The sequence below is a fragment of the Methylobacterium sp. Leaf104 genome (assembly GCF_001422885.1).
GTDB lineage: Bacteria > Pseudomonadota > Alphaproteobacteria > Rhizobiales > Beijerinckiaceae > Methylobacterium.
Window position 1 is genome coordinate 395087 of sequence record NZ_LMMZ01000023.1, and the last position, 18234, is coordinate 413320.

The window sequence follows — 18234 nt, forward strand, 5'->3', positions numbered from 1 at the left end:
TCGGGCACGAGGAGCTCCGGGAGCCACACCGCGGTCTCCAGGTCGAGAGGTGTCTCGTCGAGAGCGGCGGCCGCAGTACGCGGCCGCCCCTCGAAAACATCCTCTGACACGATGAGGGAAAAGGTCGTCTTCTGCGCCATGGCACACAGTCCAGGAGAGACCGGAACCGGTCAACGGTGATCGTCGCAGGTTCTCTACGCAGGGTTAATCGCGTTCCCCCGGGCGGGGCTCTCGCCGCCCATGAGGGGGATGGCCACCCTCACGACCCTGTTCGCCTGGAGTGGTGTCAGGCCATGGAGCGCGGCCCGGACGGCGGGCGGGTCCGTGTCCGCCAATGCGGCCGCGAGCCTGGCCGCCCGGACCCGAGTCTCCGCGGCCGTCACGCGTACACCCCGGGGTGTCCCGCCTCCGCGGCGACGTCGGCCCGCACGAAATGGAGGGCCTCCTCCGGCGGGATCCCACACTCGCACGCGAGGCGGTACGCCAGGGCGAGGTCCTCCAGCCCGAGGCGTCCGCCAATGCGGACAGGCTCCGGCGCCCGGGCCTGGATGACGACCCGGGACGGGGGCGGGGGCGCCGCGGGGAGCTCGACGGCCTCCCGACGGATAGCGACGACGTTGGTCTCAGGCTCTGGCACAGGGGCGGCCGGGGGCACGACCTCGACCGCCGGGGCCTCAGGCGACCGGGCCGGGGTGGCCATGAAACCGCGGTGCCCCGTCAGGCCCACGCGGCGGAGGGCCTGGTAGGCCCCGCTCTCGGAGATCCCCCAGCGCGACGCTAGCTCGGGGATGCTCGTCGTCTCCGCGTGATCGAGGCGGATCTGGTCGGCATCCGGGGCGCGGCCGCGCACGCGGGGGGCCGGGGCGGTGGCGGTCTTGGCGGGGGCGACGGTCATGGGGGCTGGCTCCTGGATTGACGGGGTGACCGGTGCCTCGGCGAGGCCCGGGAAGACGGCGGCAATGGCGGCTGGGTCATGCCCGACGAGTGCGGCCGCGAGCTCGCCGTCGGCCTTGGGCAGGCGGTAGCGCCCGGTGCTGGGCTGATCTGGCACCATCGCGAGGGCGACCCGCAGGACGCCAGCGACGGCGCGCTCGTGGGCATGCCGGGCCTCGATGCGGGCGGCTGCGTCGGCATCGCCCCGGTTCGCGGCGTGGCCATCCTGCGCATTGCGGCCGCGATCTCGTGGGGAAATCCGCGGCATGTCGAGGATGCCTCGCTCGTGCTCGACGCACATGAGCGTGTTCAATCCCATGCCGGCCGCCCGCTCTCCCGCCTTGCGGGATCCCAGAACGAACCCCGCCTCGATGGCGACGGCCTCCTGCTCGGGGCTCGCCGTCCGCACCCGGCTCGATGCAGAGACCGTCCCGGAGAGGATCGCGCGGCCGGCGCGGGCCAGGCCCCCCAGGGTCCTAGGTTCGATCCAGTGCCAGCGCTCCTCGGCCGCCTCCGCCCCGCAGGCGGCGAAGATCCTGGCGACCTTCTCGGGCGAGGGCGTCTCGTAGACGAGCTTGTTGATGCTCGCGCAGCCCTCGCCCATCACGACCTCCCGAGCGAAACGAATCGCTCAACCTTCGCGAGATCCAGCGCGGCGAGGATGGAGGCCCCGGGGGCCCGGCGCCCGGCGACGACGTCGGAGACGTATGCCGGGCTGACACCTGCCGAGGTAGCGAACGCCCGCTGGCTACCCGCGTCCCTGATCGCCCGGGACAGGCGCAGGCGGACGTCGTCTTGCGTGAGATCGGTCATGCCGCCCTCCTCGTAGCGGCGACCCGCTCACGGGCGGCGGCGACGTCCGCCGGGCGCCTGGAGGCCCGCGGCCATTCAGTGTGCCCGCGCTCCCGCAAGAGTTTGAGCACGAGCCTGTCCGTCACGCCGGCCGCCCGGGCGGCGTACGCGACACCACCGAGGCTGAAGACCGCGTCGACCACGCCCTGCTCCTCGGCGGGCGAGAGGCGGCGGCTTGCGTTGCGCGCGCGGCCCTCGACGAGTGCGCGGCCTGCTTCGACGAGCGCGCGGACATGGCTCTCAGTGAGCCACCCGTACCTCTCGTAGAGGCACTCCCACACGCCGTGGAGCTGTTCGAGGCGGTGGTACGCCTCCAGCGGCGGGATCTGCCGGTGGAGGGATTGGTCGAGTTCGAGCTCCCTGTGAGACGCCATGCGCACCGTATTACCCTCCGCTTATCCGCGTACTGGAGAGATTGTGAGAAGCGAATCACCAGAATGCCAGAGCCAACGCGGGGTCGAGCTCAAATAAATCGCCCAATGGTAGCTAACTCCAGTTAGCTACCATACGGAACCGCCCGGCACCCTTATTTGCACCCGCATTTCAACAACACGGTGTTGTCCAAAGCGTTGTTGAAATCGTACCTCCGCGTTGTCGAAACAAAGTCCTGGCGGTTTCCAAGGTCCGCGCTACCCTTCGCTTGTACGCGGATTTGTGGAGACGATTCGATGAACACCTGCGAGATGAACACCGCCGGCCCGCCCGAGGCCTTCGACCTTACTTGGGCTATCCGCAAGGAGATCCCCGACGGCCGCGTCCTCTACGTCGCGGAGGCGTCGACGCCCGAGTTCGAACAGGCCTGGAAGGTGATCGGGATGGAGATCAGGCATTTGGGCTTCAGCCTCACCGAAGGGCGGCCCGGGGATGGTTGGACGGGGTCGAGGCCCACGTTCTGGCTGGCGAAGGCAGGCTGGAGCGTCCCGGCCTGGGCGCGCTACCAGGCGCTCCTGCCGGCCGCCATCAAAAGGGTCGCGGAGTACGAAGAGATGCAGGAGCGCATCAAGGCTAGCTGGGCCGCAGACCGGGCCGCAAAGGCGGCCTTCGTCCCGAACGCACGCGCCGCGGCCCGAGCGAGTCTCGATGCCCGCCCGTGGGCATGGACCAAGGCGGAGAACGCCGCCGAGGCCGAGGCCCTCCTCGCGCGTGAGGACCTCGACACCGCCGGTGCGAGGAGGTTGAACAAGTTGACCCGTGCGGCGGACGGGAACGTGGAGCGCGCCCGGGCCACCGCCGCGACCGCCTCCACGGCCGAACTCTCCCGGGCAGGGGATGCCCGGGTCCGGGAGGCTGCCCGGGAAGCGGTCGCGCTGCTCACAGGCAAGGACCTCGACCGCGCCACGACTACGAACCATGAGGGGTGGGGTAGGTCGACCTCGATCCTTGGGCACGTCCTCGCGGACATGGGCGAGCTCGACGAGGCGCAGGCGTCCCACGCCCTGAGGATCCTCAAGACACACAGGCGCCAGTTGCCGGCCGAGTTGGCGGTGCGGGTGTTCGGGTCCTAGCCGGACTTGGGCTGCACGGTCAGGGTGGCCTCGTAGCCACAAGCGTCAAGGGCGGCGAGGAGGCGGGCGAGACCCCACCCCTCGAACGCCTCGGCACGAATTTCTGACCTCACCTTGGGGGACCGGACGCCTTGGCCGAGGGCGGCCGGATATGCGGACGGGAGGCGTTTGCAGACTCGCTCCCGGGCGCCGGGCTTCTCGACCTGGCCTGCCACGAGGGCGAGGAGCCGGTCCTCCATGGAGGCCGCGGCCCGGGCCCCGGCGGCCGCATCGTACCGGGCGATGATCTGATCGCCCCGGGTACGGGTCTCGCGTTTCGTGGTCACCAAGAGCCCCGCCAGCGTCCGGCACAGGGCGGCGTGTTCGGGGTAGCGCGCCTCAGTGGCGTATGACGTGGCGGTGGGCACGGGAGGGCTCCGGAGGCGAATCGCCTATCACCAGAATGTACGGTCGTAAGCCGCTGCCACAATGGGGGAATTCCCTCAAACTGGCCTCAGGCGGCCATCGCAAGCGCGCGGGCCGGGCGGGAAGCGGCCGTCCTCGTCATGCGGGACTGGACCGGGGCGCCGGAGACGGTGATCGAGACCGGGATACCGAGGGCCTGGGCGACGTCGATGAAGGTGGCGGGCGACCATCGGATCGCCGTGGGGCCTTCCAAGAGCTTCCACTTCTTGTGCCGGTCGAACCGCAATCCCGTGAGGGCGGCGACCTCGTCGTTCGTCAAGCCGCGCTCATGGATGACCCGGATCACCTCGCCGTGGAGGTGATCTCGGACCGCGTTCAGGAGGGCGCCGGCGCCGGACAAATCGCTCATGGGGGCCATTGTGCCCCCAAGGTCGGCATACTCAATCCTGCGCGCGAGGGTCGTTCCCCCGTCCTGGGGAACCACGGGCCGCGAATGGTCCAACAATGGTCCGCGGATGGTCCGCCGCCGTCCCATTTGCGGGCCATTTGTGGACCGCGGATGGTCCGCAAATGGGCCATTCGCGGCCTGGGCTCGATCAGCCCCCAACACCCACGATGATGAGGCTCGCACAATTCGCGGCCGGCCCCTTGGCAACGACCTCGACGAGGGACCCGGCCGCCACGAATGCACCGGTCGTAGCCCATACCCCGGCCGTTGCCCCGGCCGCGAACGAGATGGTCCCGATTTCGGAGCCGTTCACCCGGAGCGAGAACGTGACGGCCGCCGTCGGGGCGGGGCTCATGCGGGCGATGGAACCCGGCGCGCCCGACGGAATGAAGAGGAACCGGAGGGGCACGTGGCCCAGCACGACGTCACCCGTCGCGACCGGGCCCCGCCACCGCTCGCGGAAATCGTTGACGCCCTGGATCGTCAGGATCTGCCACCGGTACGTCGTGCCCGGAACGTTGCCGGGGCCGGCGGGGACGGCGTCGATGGCCTGGTACGCGAGGGTCGCCGCCTCGTTGACGGTGACGATGTCCCCGATCAGGTAGGACATGTCGGCCGAGTAGACCCCGGCGTAGCGTTGGTTCGCGTCCTTGCCGCCCCTGGCGATGTACGCGAGCCTGCCGGCCGCGAGATCGCCCTCGAACGTGGTCGCCTGGTGGGCGACGCGGGCGACGTAGCTCGACCGCGTGAGCGGGTAGTAGAACCAATCGCCACTCGCGTAGACCGTCCCGACAAGCCAGCCCTCGGGGCGCTCGTTGAGGGGGGCGGCCGCGAGGGGGATATCCGACAGGGCCCGGCCGGTCGTGGAGACGAGGTGGAACGACCTGCGGTCCGCGGCGACGACGGCGTCCGCCACGCCCTCGGCCTGGAGGCCCTGGGCGTAGAGCGCGTCGATGCGGCCGCGCAGGTAGCGCAGGGTCGCCGCGATGACGCCCCCCTTGAGGGGCGGGTCGCCCGGCTTCCAGTCGGTGAAGACGTCCGTCATGTGTGCACCTGGCCTTTGACTGGGTAGCGGTAGGTCGTCGTCCATGGATCCGGGGCTTTGAGCCCTCTGACCTGCCGGAACGAAACGAACTCGACGCTCCCGCCTGGTTGCCCGGGGTCCGGCGCCGGCGAGGCGATGGCGGCCGCGGGGGGCGGGATCTGGTAGGACGTCTCGACGACGGTGACCTGATCGCCTCCGGCGAACGTGGACCCGTCCCACCGCTCGGCGCTCTCCTCGGTGGTCACCGACCCGCCGGTCACGCGAGGCAGGGTGGCGAGAGGCGCGTTCACGTCCTCGGCGACGTCCTTGATGAGGCTGACGAGTGGATCGGTCGGCATCAGGGCTCTCCCTCTTCGGTTAGGCGGATCCCCCTGGGGGACCGCGTCAGATCGGCCGTCACGCGGTACTCGCGGTCGATGACCTTGGTCGTCACGAGCGGGACGAGCTCCACGTCCACCGTCGTCGCGACCTTCCCGGCGGCGGCGACGGGGTCCTCCTGCCCGAGGGCGGCCGCGCGCTTGAACGCCGCTAGCTGCTCGTCGATCTGACCCCTCTTCTGGTACTGCCGGAGGGCGTACCCGGGCTCCGATAGGAGCTTGGGGTCGACCGGCAGGGACAGGGGGTCCGCCTCCCAAGTCCACTCGATGTCGTCGCCGGCGGTCAGGTAGGTCGTGTCCTGCTCGATGAACTCGGCGTCGGCATAGTCGCTGGCGCCGTAGCTGCCCGTCGCGGCGAGGCGCGCGGCGAGGTCGACGCCGGTGCCGGGCGGGATGGCCAGCGTCAGGTTGACCGTCTCGCCCTGGTCGCCGTGCCACACCTCTTCTATCGACATGACGCGGCCGCGCACGGGCTTGAGGTCGGGCGTCCCCTGCCGGCCGGGCAGGAGGATGCGGACCTCGCAGTCCAGATCCAGGGCGGGCCCGAGGGCGAGGAGGTCCTCGCGCAGGCAGGTGACCGTGACCTGCCAATCCTGGAATCTGTCGAGGCCTGCGACGCGCATGCGCAGGATCATGCCGGCGATGCAGGCCTGGCCCCGGGGGCGCTCGAAGAACTCGGTGGCGGCCGGGTCGTCGAGCGCCGGGGCGAAACCGGTGTCCACCCAGCGTGGGTCCCGCTCGTAGACCGTCTTCCTGATGACGGTCTTGACGAGCCAGAACGAGGTGAGCCCGTCGACGCTCGCGCGGTAGGCCTGTCCGCCTTTCAGGACGACGTCGCCCTCGTTGTACTCGCGCCCCTCCTCATGCTCCGCGAGCTCGGCGAACCCCTCGATGCCGTGCGGGTCGCTGATCGAGATCGTCCCCAGGTCGAGGTAGTCGACCACCGCGCTGGCGCCCGGCTGGACCGGCATGCGCAGGGTGATCCTGGCCGTCTCGCGGATGCTCTGGTTCCACTGGTACGTGACCGGCCACGCCGTCATGACGCTCGTCACGGTCCGGAGACGGACGTACTGGGCGATGCTCTCGTACTCGAACGTGGGCCCGTAGAAGGTGTCGGTCCTCGGGGTCCCGTTGACCAGGACCTGCAGGTAGGAAATGCGGCGGAACGCACCCCGCCAGACCCGGCCGGTCTCGATGGGGGCCGTCTGGCCGACGACCGGAGTGACGATGGGGGAACCCAGATTCCATCCGACGTTCGCCGCGAGCGACCCCTCGGCCTGGCCGGAGAACCCCGTCAGGGAGACCACGGGTCCGATCCACGATCCGATGTCGCAGGTCCCGGTTGCGTTGACCTGGAGTTGGCAGACCAGCTTGGCCCGGACCTCCCGGACCGCACCCTTGCCCGGGACGACCTGGAGGGACGCCGCGTCGTACGCGTCCGCCAAGTTCCAGACCCCACGGGAGGCGGCGTGGTCGCGCCAGGCCACGGCGTGGGTGACGGGGTCGTAGTGCCAGTACCCATGCCGGGTCTGCCCGACGGCGTCCGCCAGGTACTCCAGGCGCCCGAACAGGCGGTCTAGGTAGGGAAGCTGCTCTGCCGTCGGGTCGTCGTCCGCGAGGGTGCCGTCCTCGTCGTACTCGCTGGGCACGGCGACGCCGAGGACGGCCGCGGCCGCGATCTCCTTCGCGCGGATGAGCGCGTCGCTGTCGAGGCTGCACTCGACGTCGAGCGTGAGGGTCTCGCCGGACACCGCGGGCGGCAGGGTGCGGACGATGCCCCGGGCGCGGACCTTCCACGAGAGCATGGCGCCATGCTCCGCCTCGACGAGGGCGCAGGCCCTGGGCTGCCCGGTCTCCCACACGGACCAGCCGGGGTTTTCGAGCTCGATGGACATGTGGGGGAGGCCGTCCCGGGAGCGGGACAGGGTGCACGCCATGACCAGGTCGTCGTGGTCGAGCACATAGAGCATGTCGGCCGTGACGGGCTGCTGCACGTCATCAAGCCAGATGAGGTACGGCAGGGTCACGCGAGCACCACCAGGGCGAGGCCCCAGCCTTGCCTGCCCTCGATCTCCGTGGCGGATCCCGGGTCGATGGACAGGACCTGGCACGGTAGGATGGGGCGGTACCGGACGAGCACGTCGACCTCGGCCGGCTCGGCGAGGGTGACGACGCGGCCGGCGACCGTGAACGCAACGCGGCGGTTGGTGTCAGACCGGTGCGCGATGACCGCAAAGCCGGACGGCTTCCTGGCTTCCGGGCACGGCGAATAGCGGAGCGCGACGGACGAGAGGCCGGCGGGGATCACGGCGCCCTCGAACCGGACGCTCTGGAGGAGCACGGGGTCCCGGACGCGCAGGTGCTCCCACGCCGGGGGGAGTCTGTCCTTGCAGGACAGGGTCACCTTGTGGACACGACGATGGGCGGGCCCGAAAATCTTGGGGAGACCCCGCCAGGTCATGCGGACCTGGTGTTGCTGGAGGTCCTCGTGCGCCTCCTCGATGCCGAGCTCGGCGCCGGCGGCGAGGGGCACGCCCGAGATTTTCGCGCGCGTGTGCCAGGGGATCGGGGGCGTAGCCATGCTCCCAACGGACCCCGCCACCCGTGGCCCGTGCAAGGCCACGGGTGGCGGGATCACATGCGGTTGGCCGCCGCCCTGGCGCGCGAGATCGCGTCCTGGTCCATCCAGCCCGGGACGGCCGTCTGGGTGCCGTCGGCCGCCTTAAGCTCGAACACGACGGGCACGCGCGGGACCTCCGAAGCGACGGGAGTCTGGATCGGGCTGGGCGGGGTGTAGGCGGACGAGAGAACGTCGTTTCTACCGCGCTCCGACCGTAGCTGCTCCTCCCACGCCCGCTGCGCCTGCGTCCGGTCCTGGGAAAGCTGGTTCGCGAAAGTTGAGGCACCCCCCGTCTCCGCGTTCCGTGCGAACTGGGCCTCGACCTCGCGAAGCTTGCCGTCCGTCCCGTTGACCCAGTCGGCCAGCTTGTCCGTCATCATGCGCAGGCCGGAGAGCGGCCCGTCACCCTGTGCCAGCGCGTAGATCCCGAGGCCGCCACCGACGCCCCCGAGGAGGGCCATGACAAGGGGGTTCGTCGCGAAGGCCGCAATTGCGGACAGCTTGCTCCAGAGCCCTGACAGGGCCGTGGTGAGGGCCGCGACGACACCGGCCGCACCCGCGCCAGCCCCGCCCGCACCGGCCGCGGTGGCCCCGACACCGAGGAACGCGGCGAGCCATTTCAGGGGCCCGAGGACGATCCCAAGGGCGGTGGACAATGCGCCCAATACTCCAGTGAACTTCAGAAACGCGACGAAGAATAGTATCGTCTCGAAGTTCAATCCCGTCGTATACTTGACGAAATCGAAGATCTGATCGTAGACGGCCTTGAACCAGGCCCAGCCCTCCTTGGCCGCGTTGGCCACGAAAAGGAAGCTCTCCGCCAGGCCCTGGGCCCCAGGGAAGGTGAGCCCCGCGAGGGCGGCCGTGACCTGCTCGGCAGGCGCCCCGATCTGCGACCAGACAAGGGCCACGTCGGACCCGACCTGCCTGAACCACATCACCCACGCCTCGACCGCCACCTTGGCGGCGTCGAAGTCCTTGAGCATGCCGGCGAGGGCCTGGCCGGGGCCGGTCATGGCCTCCCGGTCACCACCCCACACCGCGCCGAGGTCGGCCCACACACGCTTCACGTCGGTCGCGAACTGGACGATCTTGTCCCTGGCCCCGGGGATCCAGGCGAACTCATAGGATCCGACATCCTGGTCGTTTCCGGTGACGGCGGACTTGAGCTCGAACGCCAGGCGCTTGGCCGCCTCGACGCCCTTTGCGACCCCATCCCGGATCGACAGGAGCCACGGAAACTCGGTCACCTGCGCGCGGTCGTTGACCGCCGCGTAGAAGCTCTCGCGTGCGAAGCGGCCCACCCCCTCGATGCCGGTCCGCAAGGCAAGGAGCCATGGGAACTCGGTCACCATGGCATCGTCGCCACCGATGGTCAGGATGAGCTCGCGCGCCAGGCGCCCGGCCGCGAACAGGCCGGTCTGGAGGTGACCGATCCAGGGGAACTGGGCCCTGGTCGCCTTGTCCCCGGACAGGGCGGCATACAGCTTCTGGAGACCGGGCGTCGCTTTCTGGATGAGGTAATTGACCCAGGACAGGCCGTTGCGCATCTCGATGAGCCAACGGTTCTGGATGGGGTGCCGGGGCGCGAACGAGTGCAGGACGAGGCCGTGCTTGGCGACCTCGTCGTTCGCCGACTTCCACTGGTCCTCGTAGCTCGCGACGCCGTCGTTGGCCCCCTCCCATCCACCGGACCACACCCGCGCAAGGTCGCGCAGGAGGACGCGGCTGTCCTCCGAGAATCTGTAGAGCCACCCCATGGTCTCGTCGCCGAACCGGGTGATCCCGACCGACAGGGCCTGGAGCCACTCCTGGAGGGCGGGGCCCGCGACCACGAGGGCGCGCTGTTGGAGCCCGTCGAACGAGGTGCCGACGTCGTAGACCGCGCCCTTGAACGCCCTGGCCCTGGCGATGGCAGCCTCGTCGATGAAAGTCCCGCTGGCCTTGAGGGAGGCGAGCTCCTTGCTGAGGTCGACGGCGCCGCTCGACAAGTCGTTGAGGAGCGGCATCAGTTTGACGACGTCGTCCTCGCCGAACATCTGGGCGAAGAATGCGACGCGCTCTGTCTCGCCCAGCTTCTTCGATGCGACGATCACCTCCCCGAGGAGGTCATCCATCTTGCGGATCTTGCCATCCGCCCCGCTGACCGAGACCCCGATCTGCGCGAAATAGGCGGCGAGGTCGCCGGCCGGGTCAGAGAGAACGGCTTTCGCCTGGGTCTGGAACTGGACGAGGGTCTGCCTGATGTCGTCGACACCGATGCCGTAGCTAGACCCGGCCTTCGCCAGGGCCTGGTACGTCGAGAAATCCATGCTCGACGTCTGGCTGCTGTAATACTGGTCGAGGATGCGGTCGGTCGAGGCGGAGCTCGCTTTGTAGGCGGCCGCGCTCACGCCGGTGGCCCCGGCGGCGGCGCCGGCCGCGGCCTTGAGGCCCGTGGTGATGCCGGTGCGCGCGACGGTGCCGGCGACACGGACGGCCGTCTGCCCGAGCCGGGCGAGGAGCGAGGTCGCCTGGGCTCCCAACGCTTGCGCCAGGCCGAGCCCGGCGTTCGCCGCGGCGGCCCCGATCTGCCCGACTGTCTCGATGACGGCCGCGGCGGCCGCCTCTGCCGCCTCGGCCTGGGCGGCTGCCGCGGCCTCCGCTTCCTCGGCCGCGCGGGCCTGCTCGTTCGCTAGGCGCTCCGCCTCGTCGGCGGCCTCGCGTTCCGCACGGGCGAGCTCACGAGCCGCGCGCTCCGCGGCACGGGTGGAATCTAGCGTCTGTTCCCTAGCCTCGCGGGCTGCGCGGTCCGCGGCGCGCTGGTCGTCGCGACGCTGCCTGTCCGCTTCCCTCTCGTCGCTACGGCGCTGCCGGTCCGCCTGACGCTCGGCCGCGTCCGCGGCGCGCTCCGCCGCACGGTCGGCATCCCGCTGAGCACGAGCGAGGTCACGGTCACGCTTGTCCGCGGCCCGACGGGCAGCGGCTTCACGGACGGACGCTGCCCGGTCCGCACGGTCGGCCAGCCTCTCGGCCGCGCGCGAGGCATCCCGGGCGGCCTGGTCCGCCTGACGGGCCGCGACCTCGATGGCACGGCGCTCGTCGATGGTCCTGGCGCGGGAGAGGCGCTCCTCCTTGTCCGCCTGGCGCTCGGCCGCACGGACCGCGTCACGGGCGGCGCGGTCCGCATCGCGGGCCTGCTTGTCGATCTGGCGCTGGCGAGCGACCTCGGCCGCGGCCGCGTCACGGGCGGCACGGTCCGCGGCCCGCTCGGCATCGCGCTCCGTGGCCTTCCGGTCGCGTTCGGCCTTGTCCGTGGCACGCTGCTCGGCCGCGCGCTGCCGGTCGGCCTGGCGCTCCTGACGGTCCGCCTGACGCTCTGCCTCGCGGCGGGCCGCGATGGCCTCACGGGCAGCGCGCTCCTCGGCCTGCACGGCCTCCCTGGCGGCCTGCTCCGCGGCCCGGGCGCGCAAGTCCGCCTCGCGCTCGGCGATGCGGGTGACCCGCCTCTCAAGGGCCTCACGCTCGGCGATCTCCTCCCGCACCAGGCGCAGGCGCTCCTCGGCGGCCGCCTGTGCGGCGGCGACGCTGTCACGGCCGTTGTCGAGCTCGGAACGGTGGGCGGCCGCGGCCGCGCGTGCTCGCTCCAGGGCGACGACGCGCTCCGCCTTCGCGGCCTCCAACGCCTGGAGGGACGCACGCTCGGCGTACTCCGACTGGATCGGGCGGTTGTATGCCCGCTGGGCCGCCGCCTGCCTGATCTTGGCAGCATCCGCGGCCGCGGCCGCCTCGTCGGACGCCCGCTTCGATGCGGCCTCGCGCTCGGAGGCCGAGGCTCGGGCGGTGCCCACGCTCCGGCGGCCTTCCTCCTCCGCCTCGCGCAGGAGGCGGGCGTTCTCTCGGGCCGTGTTGACCACCGCGTCCCGGGCGGCCGGAGCCTCCCCGGGGGAACGGACCGCAGGGGCGGCCGCGGCGGCGGCACGGAGCTCAGACTCCCGAACGGCGACGCGCGTGAGCGCACGCTCCAGGGCCTCCCGGCGTTCCTTCTCCTCGGTGGCGAAACGGACGGCGGCCGCGGCCTCTTCCTCATCCGCCAAGGTCCGGAGTGCGGCCTGGCGCTGGGCATGCGCGGTTAGCGCGTCCTCCTCGACCTGACGGCGCTGCGCCTCGTCGGCCCTGGCGCGTGCCTCGGCCTGGGCCTGGGCGGTGGCTCGGGCGCCGGCGTCGATACCCTGCTCGGCCCGGAGCGCGGCCCTGGCCGCCAATGCGGACGCGACGGCGTTCCGGCGGTCCGCCATTGCCTGCGGCCGCAGGGCCTGGTCGCGCTCGCTGCCCGGGTCGATGCCGTCAACGAACCGGCGGCTCTGGGCCGCCTGGGCGCGGGCGGCCGCGAGGCGGTCCCGTGCGGCCCGAATGGCGGGGTCCTCGGCGGCGCGAACGGCCGCGATGACCTCCGCACGCGCACGGGCCCTGGCATCCGCCGCGGTCGTGTCCACCACCGGCGCCGGCGGCACCTGGGGAACCTCGGGCATCGGGGGACGCAGGCGGGCGCGCTCCTCCAGGGCCTCCCCGATGCGAAGGCGCCGGGCACGCTCGGCATCTGATCGGGCCCGTCGCTGGTCGAACGCCTCGTCCGGATCCTCGGACGTGGGCTGGGCCTGGATCTCGCGCAGGGCAAGCCTGGCCTCCGCTGCCCTGGCACGGGCGCGGGTGAGTTCGGCACGCTCCTCGGCATCGGCCCGGACGGCGGCCGGCACCACGGGAGGGGCCGCCTCGACCGGCGGGGACTCGACCGGGGCAGGCTGCGGTGGCCGCGGCCTCTTGTACTTCCTGACCGTCCTGACCTTCGCCTCGGCCTTGACCTCGGCCTCCGCGCGGGTCTCGACCTCGGCGACGACGACGGCCGTGACCTCGCGCTCCAGCGCCATGCGCTCGGCCGCGGCAGCCTGGTCCGCGCGGCGGCGGAGCATGGCCTCGCCCTCGATGGCGGCGGTCGCTTCCCGGGCGGCGGCCATCGCATCGCGGACTTCCGCGCGGCGCGCCAAGGCTGTCTCGACCGCCTTCCGGCGGTAGCGCTGCTGGCTTTGGAGCTCCTGCTGACGCTCCTCGGTGCCGGCCTCGGCGTCACCTGGCTGGGCCGCCCATGCCCGGGTCGCGACGAGATCACGCCTCGCCTCGGCCGCCCTCCGGCGACCGGTGAGGAGTCCTCCCTGGGCAATGTAGACGCGGTTGGCCCCGCGGTACCGGGCGGTCCTGACGTCCCGGTCCGCCGGCTGGTCGTCCTCGACGCCGGCGGCGCGCGCGGCCGCCACGGCCTGTTGGACACGGGCCCGGGCGGCGAGGCGCGCCTGTACCAGGGCGCGCCTCTCGGCCTGCGCCTGGGCCATCCCGGCGGCACCACGGTCGAAATCCGTGGCGCCCGCGCGTGCCGCTTTCCAGGGCTTCTTGAGCGCGGCGAACTGTATGCGCGCGTCCGCCCGGGCCTTGGCCTCGGCGGTGTTGTAGACGGCGTCCGTCGCGGCGGCACGTGCCTCGGCGGCGGCCCGTGCCTGGATCGCCTCGGCCCGACGCTCCTCCGCCTCCGCCGCCATCCGGGCGGCCGCCTGCTCCGCCGCGGCGGCGGCGGCCTTTGCTTCCTCTGCCGCCTGGACCTGGTACCTCGCGAACTCGATTGCCCGGTCCGCGGCGGTCTTGGCAGCCCGTTCCCTGGCCGGTGCCTCGGCCTCGTCGAGCACCCCGGCGCCGGAGGCACGGGTCCGTGCGGACCGAAGGTTCTCGCGCTCGATAACGAATGCCCGCGCGGCATCGCGACGGCGCTGCCCCGCGAGGTATGTCTCCGTCTCAGCCTCAAACCGCTCGCTGGCGTCCCGGGATTTCAGGCCGGGGCGGTAATACCGGAGCTCGTTCCGGGCCTCGCGCGAGGAGGTGCGCGCCTCCTCGATGCCGTCCTGCGCGGACCTGACACCGGCGATGGCGGCCGCTTTGTCCTTGGCCGACGGGCCTCGCGGCTTGCGCGGCTTGCGGACCTTCACCTCTGCCTCCGCGCGGACCTCGACCTCGGCGACGACGACGGCCGTGACCTCGCGCTCCAGCGCCATGCGCTCAGCCGCGGCCGCACGCTCCGCCCGGGCGCGAAGCATGGCCTCGCCCTCGACGGCGGCTGTCGCTTCCCGGGCGGCGGCCATCGCATTGCGTGCGTCCGTCCGGCGCGCCAGGGCGATCTCGACCGCCCTACGGCGGCGGCGCTGCTGGCTCTGGAGTTCCTGCTGTCGCTCCTCGGTGCTGCCCTCGGCGTCCGCCGGCTGGGCCGCCCATTCCCGAGTCGCAACGAGCTCGCGCCTCTCCTCGGCCGCCTTGCGGCGACCGGCGAGGAGGGATGCCTGGGCAATGAAGACGCGGTTGGCCTGGCGGTACCGGGCGGCCCTGGTGTCCGCGTCGCCAGGCGTATCGTCCTCGACGCCGGCTGCACGGGCAGCCGCGACGGCACGCTGGATGCGGGCCCGGGCGGCGAGCCGCGCCTGGACCAGGGCCCGCCGCTCGGCCTGCGCCTGGGCCATGCCGGCGGCACCACGGTCGGCATCCGTGGCGGCCTCGCGTGCCGCTTTCCAGGGCTTCTTGAGCGCGGCCAACTGGGTGCGGGCGTCCGCCCGGGCGCGAGCCTCGGCGGTGTTGTAGGCGGCGTCAGTCGCGGAGGCCCGCGCCTCGGCGGTGGCCCGCGTTTGGATCGCCTCGGCCCGACGCTCCTCCGCCACTGCCGCCAGCCGGGCGGCAGCGTGCTCTGCCGCGGCGGAGGCGGCCTTTGCTTCCTCTGCGGCCTGTACCTGGTACCTCGCGAACGCGATTGCCCGGTCCGCGGCGGTCTTGGCAGCACGTTCCCTGGCCGGCGCCTCCGCCTCGTCGAGGACGCCGGCACCGGAGGCACGGGCACGAGCCTGCGCACGGCTCTGGCGATGGATCACGAATGCCCGCGCCGCATTGAGCCTGCGCTGCTCCGCGAGGTATGTCTCCGATTCCGCTTCAGACCGCTCGTCGGCATCCCTGGAGTTCAGGAGGGGGCGGTAATACCGGAGTTCGTTCCGGGCGAGCCGCGAGGTGGTGCGCGCCTCCTCGATGCCGTCCTGCGCGTCCCGGACGCCTGCAATGGCGGCCGCCCGGACCTTGGCGGATGGCTTACGGGCCTTCGTCTTCGCGGTCGAACGGATCTCCGCCTGCTGTTCCGTGACGCGCGTGAGGTCACGCTCCAGGGCCGCGCGCTGGGCGAACTCCTGCTCGGCGATCCGGATCCTGTCGTCCGCCGCGGTCGCGGCGGAGGCCACCATCTCACGGGCCGCCGCGAGCTCTGCATTGACCTCGCGGCGGCGGGCGAGGCGCTCCAGGACTTCGACCCGGCGAGCGGCCTTGGCGCGCTCCAGGTCGGCCATGGCGCCGGGGGCGCGGTCCATGTCAGAGTCGTCGAGGGTGCGCTGGGCAGCGCGCTGGGCCCGGCGGGCGAGGCCGGCACGGTAGGTCCCGGCAGCGCGAAGGTTGCGCGCCTCCTCGGCCCGGTATGCCGCCTTCGTCTTCGCCGCGGCGAGGTCGTCCGCGGCCGCACGCTTCGCCGCATCGACGATGGCACGGTTCGCCGCGATGCCTGCCATGGCGGCCTGCTGGGCCTTGGTCGCGTCTGCGAACGCCTTCGTTGCGCCGGCGGCGGTGGCCGCGGTGGCGCTGTCCATGCCCTTGAGGCTATCGCGGACGCCCTTGAAGTCGGACTTAACCTTGTCGAGGCCGTCGACGCCGAACTTCGCGCGGAAGTCCGCGACCTCCCTGCGCATGGTCATGGCGTCAACATCTCCAGTCTCAACCGATCCGGTCTAGGACCCACTTGCGGTATGCGTCGGGGTCGGTGCCCATCGCCGCGGCGATGGCGGCGGCGAGCCTGGCCTGCTCCTCACCCTGCCGGGCCTGGCGCCTGGCGGTGCGGGCCCGGACCTCGGGTATGCTGAGGTCCCAGGCCCCGGGGCCGATCTCGGCCTCAAGGTCCAAGGTCTGTCGGATGATCTCCACGAGGAGGTTCCGGCGGATGTCGCGGGTATCAGGCTCTACGTCCGCTTCCGCGACTTCGGCGTGGCCTTCGAGCGGGACCGAGAGGTCGTCGCCTTCCCAGCGGTCCTCGTCGACGTAGTCGGGGCGGACGACGTCTGAGCTGAGGACTGGCTCTGCATCACCCGCATCAGTGTCCCGCTCATCGCTCGTCCGACGCGGCCCAAAAAACCCGCCGGGTCATCCTGCCAGGTGCCATGCTGGATGGTGGTGAGCGCCGGCTCGAACTCGTGCTCCGGGACGCCCAGGAGCCATTGCTCGATCTCCGCGTCGCCCGGGGCGCCGATGCAGATTGCGATATGGGCGGCGTCCGCGAGGGGGCCGTCCACCAACTGGGCCGCCATGTAGGCGTCGATGTCCGGGTCGACCGGGCTCTCCTCGCCGGCCTGGGCCGCCTTTGCGGACACCCCGATGGCGGCGCCGAAGGTGTAGAAAGCTTGGACGCTCTGGAACCTTGCGACGTGCTGGGTGAACTGCGCGACGGTCGGGGGCCTCCACGGGACATGCTTCCCGTGGAGGATGATGGTCCCGCCCTTCGCGGTCGGGGTGACCGCGAGGACGGAGAGGAGCTCGCTGCGCGAGAGGAGGTTCTGGGTCACAGACACGTCCTCAGAGCAGGTCGATCATGTAGCCGTACTCGTAGCCGGCCTTCTGCGTGTAGTCGGCCTCCATGCTGCCCGAGGCGGTCGCCTTGACCACCTCGCCGCTGCCATCGGCGATCCACTGCACGTCGCCACCTTCGCCACCGAAGGTAAGCTGCGGCACGACGATCTTGCGGTTGGTGCCGCGCAGGTTGTTCTGGCGGAGGAAGAACCGCCCGGTCAGGGACAGGGTCTGGAGGAGCTCCACGACGTTGGTGGAGGCGGTGCCCATGACGGCCGGCGCGGAGAACGACACGACGACGTCCTCGTTGACGTCCGCACCCTCGGGCCAGACCACGATCTGCACGACGCCGGACTTGCTGTCGTGGCGGTAGGTGGCGGGCGGGATGACCTCGCCGCCGACGGTGACCGAGGTCACGACGGTCCCGATCAGGCCAATGGAGGCGGCCTCGTCGATGGCGGTGTCGCCGGCCTTGAGCTCCAGCCACTCGTTGACCATGACGCCGGGGAAAGACTGATCCTTGGCGGGCACCAGGGCCTGGGTGAACGGCTTCACATTGGCAAGGTGCGAGAGCGCCAGGCCGAGCGTGTTCATCGTGCCGAACTCAACGTCGACGCCGCCGGTGAGCTGGCCGTAATCCGTGGCGATGATGCCGTTGCCGGGCTCCTCGGGGGTCCGGATCTCGGTCTTCGTCGAGCTCTTTTTGAACGTGGCGGTCGCGTGCCCGAACGGGATGAGCGAGGAGGTGCCGCGCAGCTGGAAGGCGCACTGGCCCGACGGCTTGTTGAGCAGCTTGGGGTCGAGGGGCTTGAAAACGGCTCCGGCCATGATGGCCTCCTGTTACTGACGGGGGGAAATCGTGGCCGGATCGTTCTCCGGGCTCACGTACTGGACGAGGAAGGCGAGGAGGAATCCCCCCTGCGAGCCCTTCTCGGATTGGAATGTCTGGGGCTGGCTGGACACGAGGCGGACGTCCTCGACCTCGATGCCGAGGGCCCGGGGATCCGCCAGCGCGGCGCGCACCTGGTTGGTGAGGGCACGGCTCGCCGCCTTGAAGTCCTCACGCCCCTCGTCGAGCACGACGATGACGTCGACCTGCTGGTGCCGCTCGATGATGCGGTCGCCGGGCTCGCCGACCAGGTAGTCGTGGATGAGCTCGTTCCCGAGGCCGACGACGGCGGCCGGCAGGTGGGCGTCCTTGACCGGGAGCTCCTCCGGCGTGAGCACGCGCTTGAGCCCCGGGACGGCCGCCTTGATGCGGGCCCGAAATGCGTCCTCGATCTGTGTCAGTGCGTCGGCCAATGAGTTGCTCTCTCGTCGTACGAGAGGCAGGTTCGAGGGTCACCCGTGGCCCGTGCAAGGCCACGCCTGAGCCCTGGAGGCCG

General features: G+C 71.4%; 15 protein-coding genes. 1 reads left to right on the forward strand and 14 read right to left on the reverse strand.

Annotated features, from left to right (window positions below; all coding sequences use genetic code 11):
• Nucleotides 1-379: 379 nt before the first annotated feature.
• Genes ASF49_RS14325 through ASF49_RS14335 form a run of 3 tightly spaced genes read right to left on the reverse strand, consistent with a single transcriptional unit; the run spans nucleotide 380 to nucleotide 2159 of the window.
• Entirely contained in the window at nucleotides 380-1537 is a 1158-nt protein-coding gene (locus tag ASF49_RS14325; protein ID WP_056473881.1) for a hypothetical protein, read from the reverse strand.
• Nucleotides 1537-1746, reverse strand: a complete 210-nt coding sequence (locus ASF49_RS14330; protein ID WP_056473884.1) for a helix-turn-helix domain-containing protein — start codon at nucleotides 1744-1746, stop codon at nucleotides 1537-1539. Before ASF49_RS14330 ends, ASF49_RS14325 begins: the two co-directional genes overlap by 1 nt.
• A complete protein-coding gene (locus ASF49_RS14335; RefSeq protein WP_056473886.1) occupies nucleotides 1743-2159 on the reverse strand; it encodes a hypothetical protein in 417 nt (138 codons plus the stop codon). The genes ASF49_RS14330 and ASF49_RS14335 overlap by 4 nt, the downstream gene beginning before the upstream one ends.
• Nucleotides 2160-2453: 294 nt before the next feature.
• Between ASF49_RS14335 and ASF49_RS14340 the strand changes: the two genes are divergently transcribed.
• Nucleotides 2454-3290 carry a hypothetical protein gene (locus ASF49_RS14340; protein ID WP_056473888.1) on the forward strand — a complete coding sequence of 279 codons (837 nt, stop codon included), beginning with the start codon at nucleotides 2454-2456 and terminating at the stop codon, nucleotides 3288-3290.
• On the opposite strand, the gene ASF49_RS23715 is transcribed toward ASF49_RS14340, so the two are convergent.
• From ASF49_RS23715 to ASF49_RS14395, 11 genes are all read right to left on the reverse strand, one after another.
• Nucleotides 3287-3697: a hypothetical protein gene (locus ASF49_RS23715; protein ID WP_056473889.1), complete on the reverse strand. Its 411-nt coding sequence runs from the start codon at nucleotides 3695-3697 to the stop codon at nucleotides 3287-3289. The two genes, ASF49_RS14340 and ASF49_RS23715, sit on opposite strands and share 4 nt — an antisense overlap.
• Before the next feature lie 86 nt (nucleotides 3698-3783).
• Nucleotides 3784-4104 carry a hypothetical protein gene (locus ASF49_RS14350; RefSeq protein ID WP_156653015.1) on the reverse strand — a complete coding sequence of 107 codons (321 nt, stop codon included), beginning with the start codon at nucleotides 4102-4104 and terminating at the stop codon, nucleotides 3784-3786.
• A 187-nt stretch (nucleotides 4105-4291) separates the two neighbouring features.
• Entirely contained in the window at nucleotides 4292-5188 is an 897-nt protein-coding gene (locus ASF49_RS14355) for a hypothetical protein (protein ID WP_056473894.1), read from the reverse strand.
• Nucleotides 5185-5526, reverse strand: coding sequence for a hypothetical protein (locus ASF49_RS23720; protein WP_056473896.1), 342 nt, complete (start codon nucleotides 5524-5526; stop codon nucleotides 5185-5187). Before ASF49_RS23720 ends, ASF49_RS14355 begins: the two co-directional genes overlap by 4 nt.
• The gene (locus ASF49_RS14365; RefSeq protein ID WP_056473898.1) at nucleotides 5526-7592 is read right to left on the reverse strand and encodes a hypothetical protein; all 2067 of its coding nucleotides are present in this window, start codon (nucleotides 7590-7592) and stop codon (nucleotides 5526-5528) included. The genes ASF49_RS23720 and ASF49_RS14365 overlap by 1 nt, the downstream gene beginning before the upstream one ends.
• On the reverse strand, nucleotides 7589-8146 hold the full coding sequence (locus ASF49_RS14370; RefSeq protein ID WP_056473901.1) for a hypothetical protein: 558 nt from the start codon (nucleotides 8144-8146) through the stop codon (nucleotides 7589-7591). Before ASF49_RS14370 ends, ASF49_RS14365 begins: the two co-directional genes overlap by 4 nt.
• A gap of 53 nt (nucleotides 8147-8199) precedes the next feature.
• Nucleotides 8200-15984 (reverse strand): hypothetical protein, encoded by a 7785-nt coding sequence (locus ASF49_RS14375; protein ID WP_056473903.1) that lies wholly within the window; start codon nucleotides 15982-15984, stop codon nucleotides 8200-8202.
• Nucleotides 15985-16003: 19 nt separating this feature from the next.
• Entirely contained in the window at nucleotides 16004-16210 is a 207-nt protein-coding gene (locus ASF49_RS14380; RefSeq protein ID WP_056145417.1) for a hypothetical protein, read from the reverse strand.
• A 35-nt stretch (nucleotides 16211-16245) separates the two neighbouring features.
• Nucleotides 16246-16845, reverse strand: coding sequence for a hypothetical protein (locus ASF49_RS23725; RefSeq protein ID WP_056473906.1), 600 nt, complete (start codon nucleotides 16843-16845; stop codon nucleotides 16246-16248).
• 10 nt (nucleotides 16846-16855) lie between these two features.
• Complete coding sequence (locus ASF49_RS14390; protein ID WP_056473909.1) at nucleotides 16856-17677, reverse strand: hypothetical protein; 822 nt, start codon at nucleotides 17675-17677, stop codon at nucleotides 16856-16858.
• Nucleotides 17678-17689: 12 nt separating this feature from the next.
• On the reverse strand, nucleotides 17690-18151 hold the full coding sequence (locus ASF49_RS14395) for a hypothetical protein (protein WP_056473910.1): 462 nt from the start codon (nucleotides 18149-18151) through the stop codon (nucleotides 17690-17692).
• Between the last annotated feature and the right edge of the window lie 83 nt (nucleotides 18152-18234).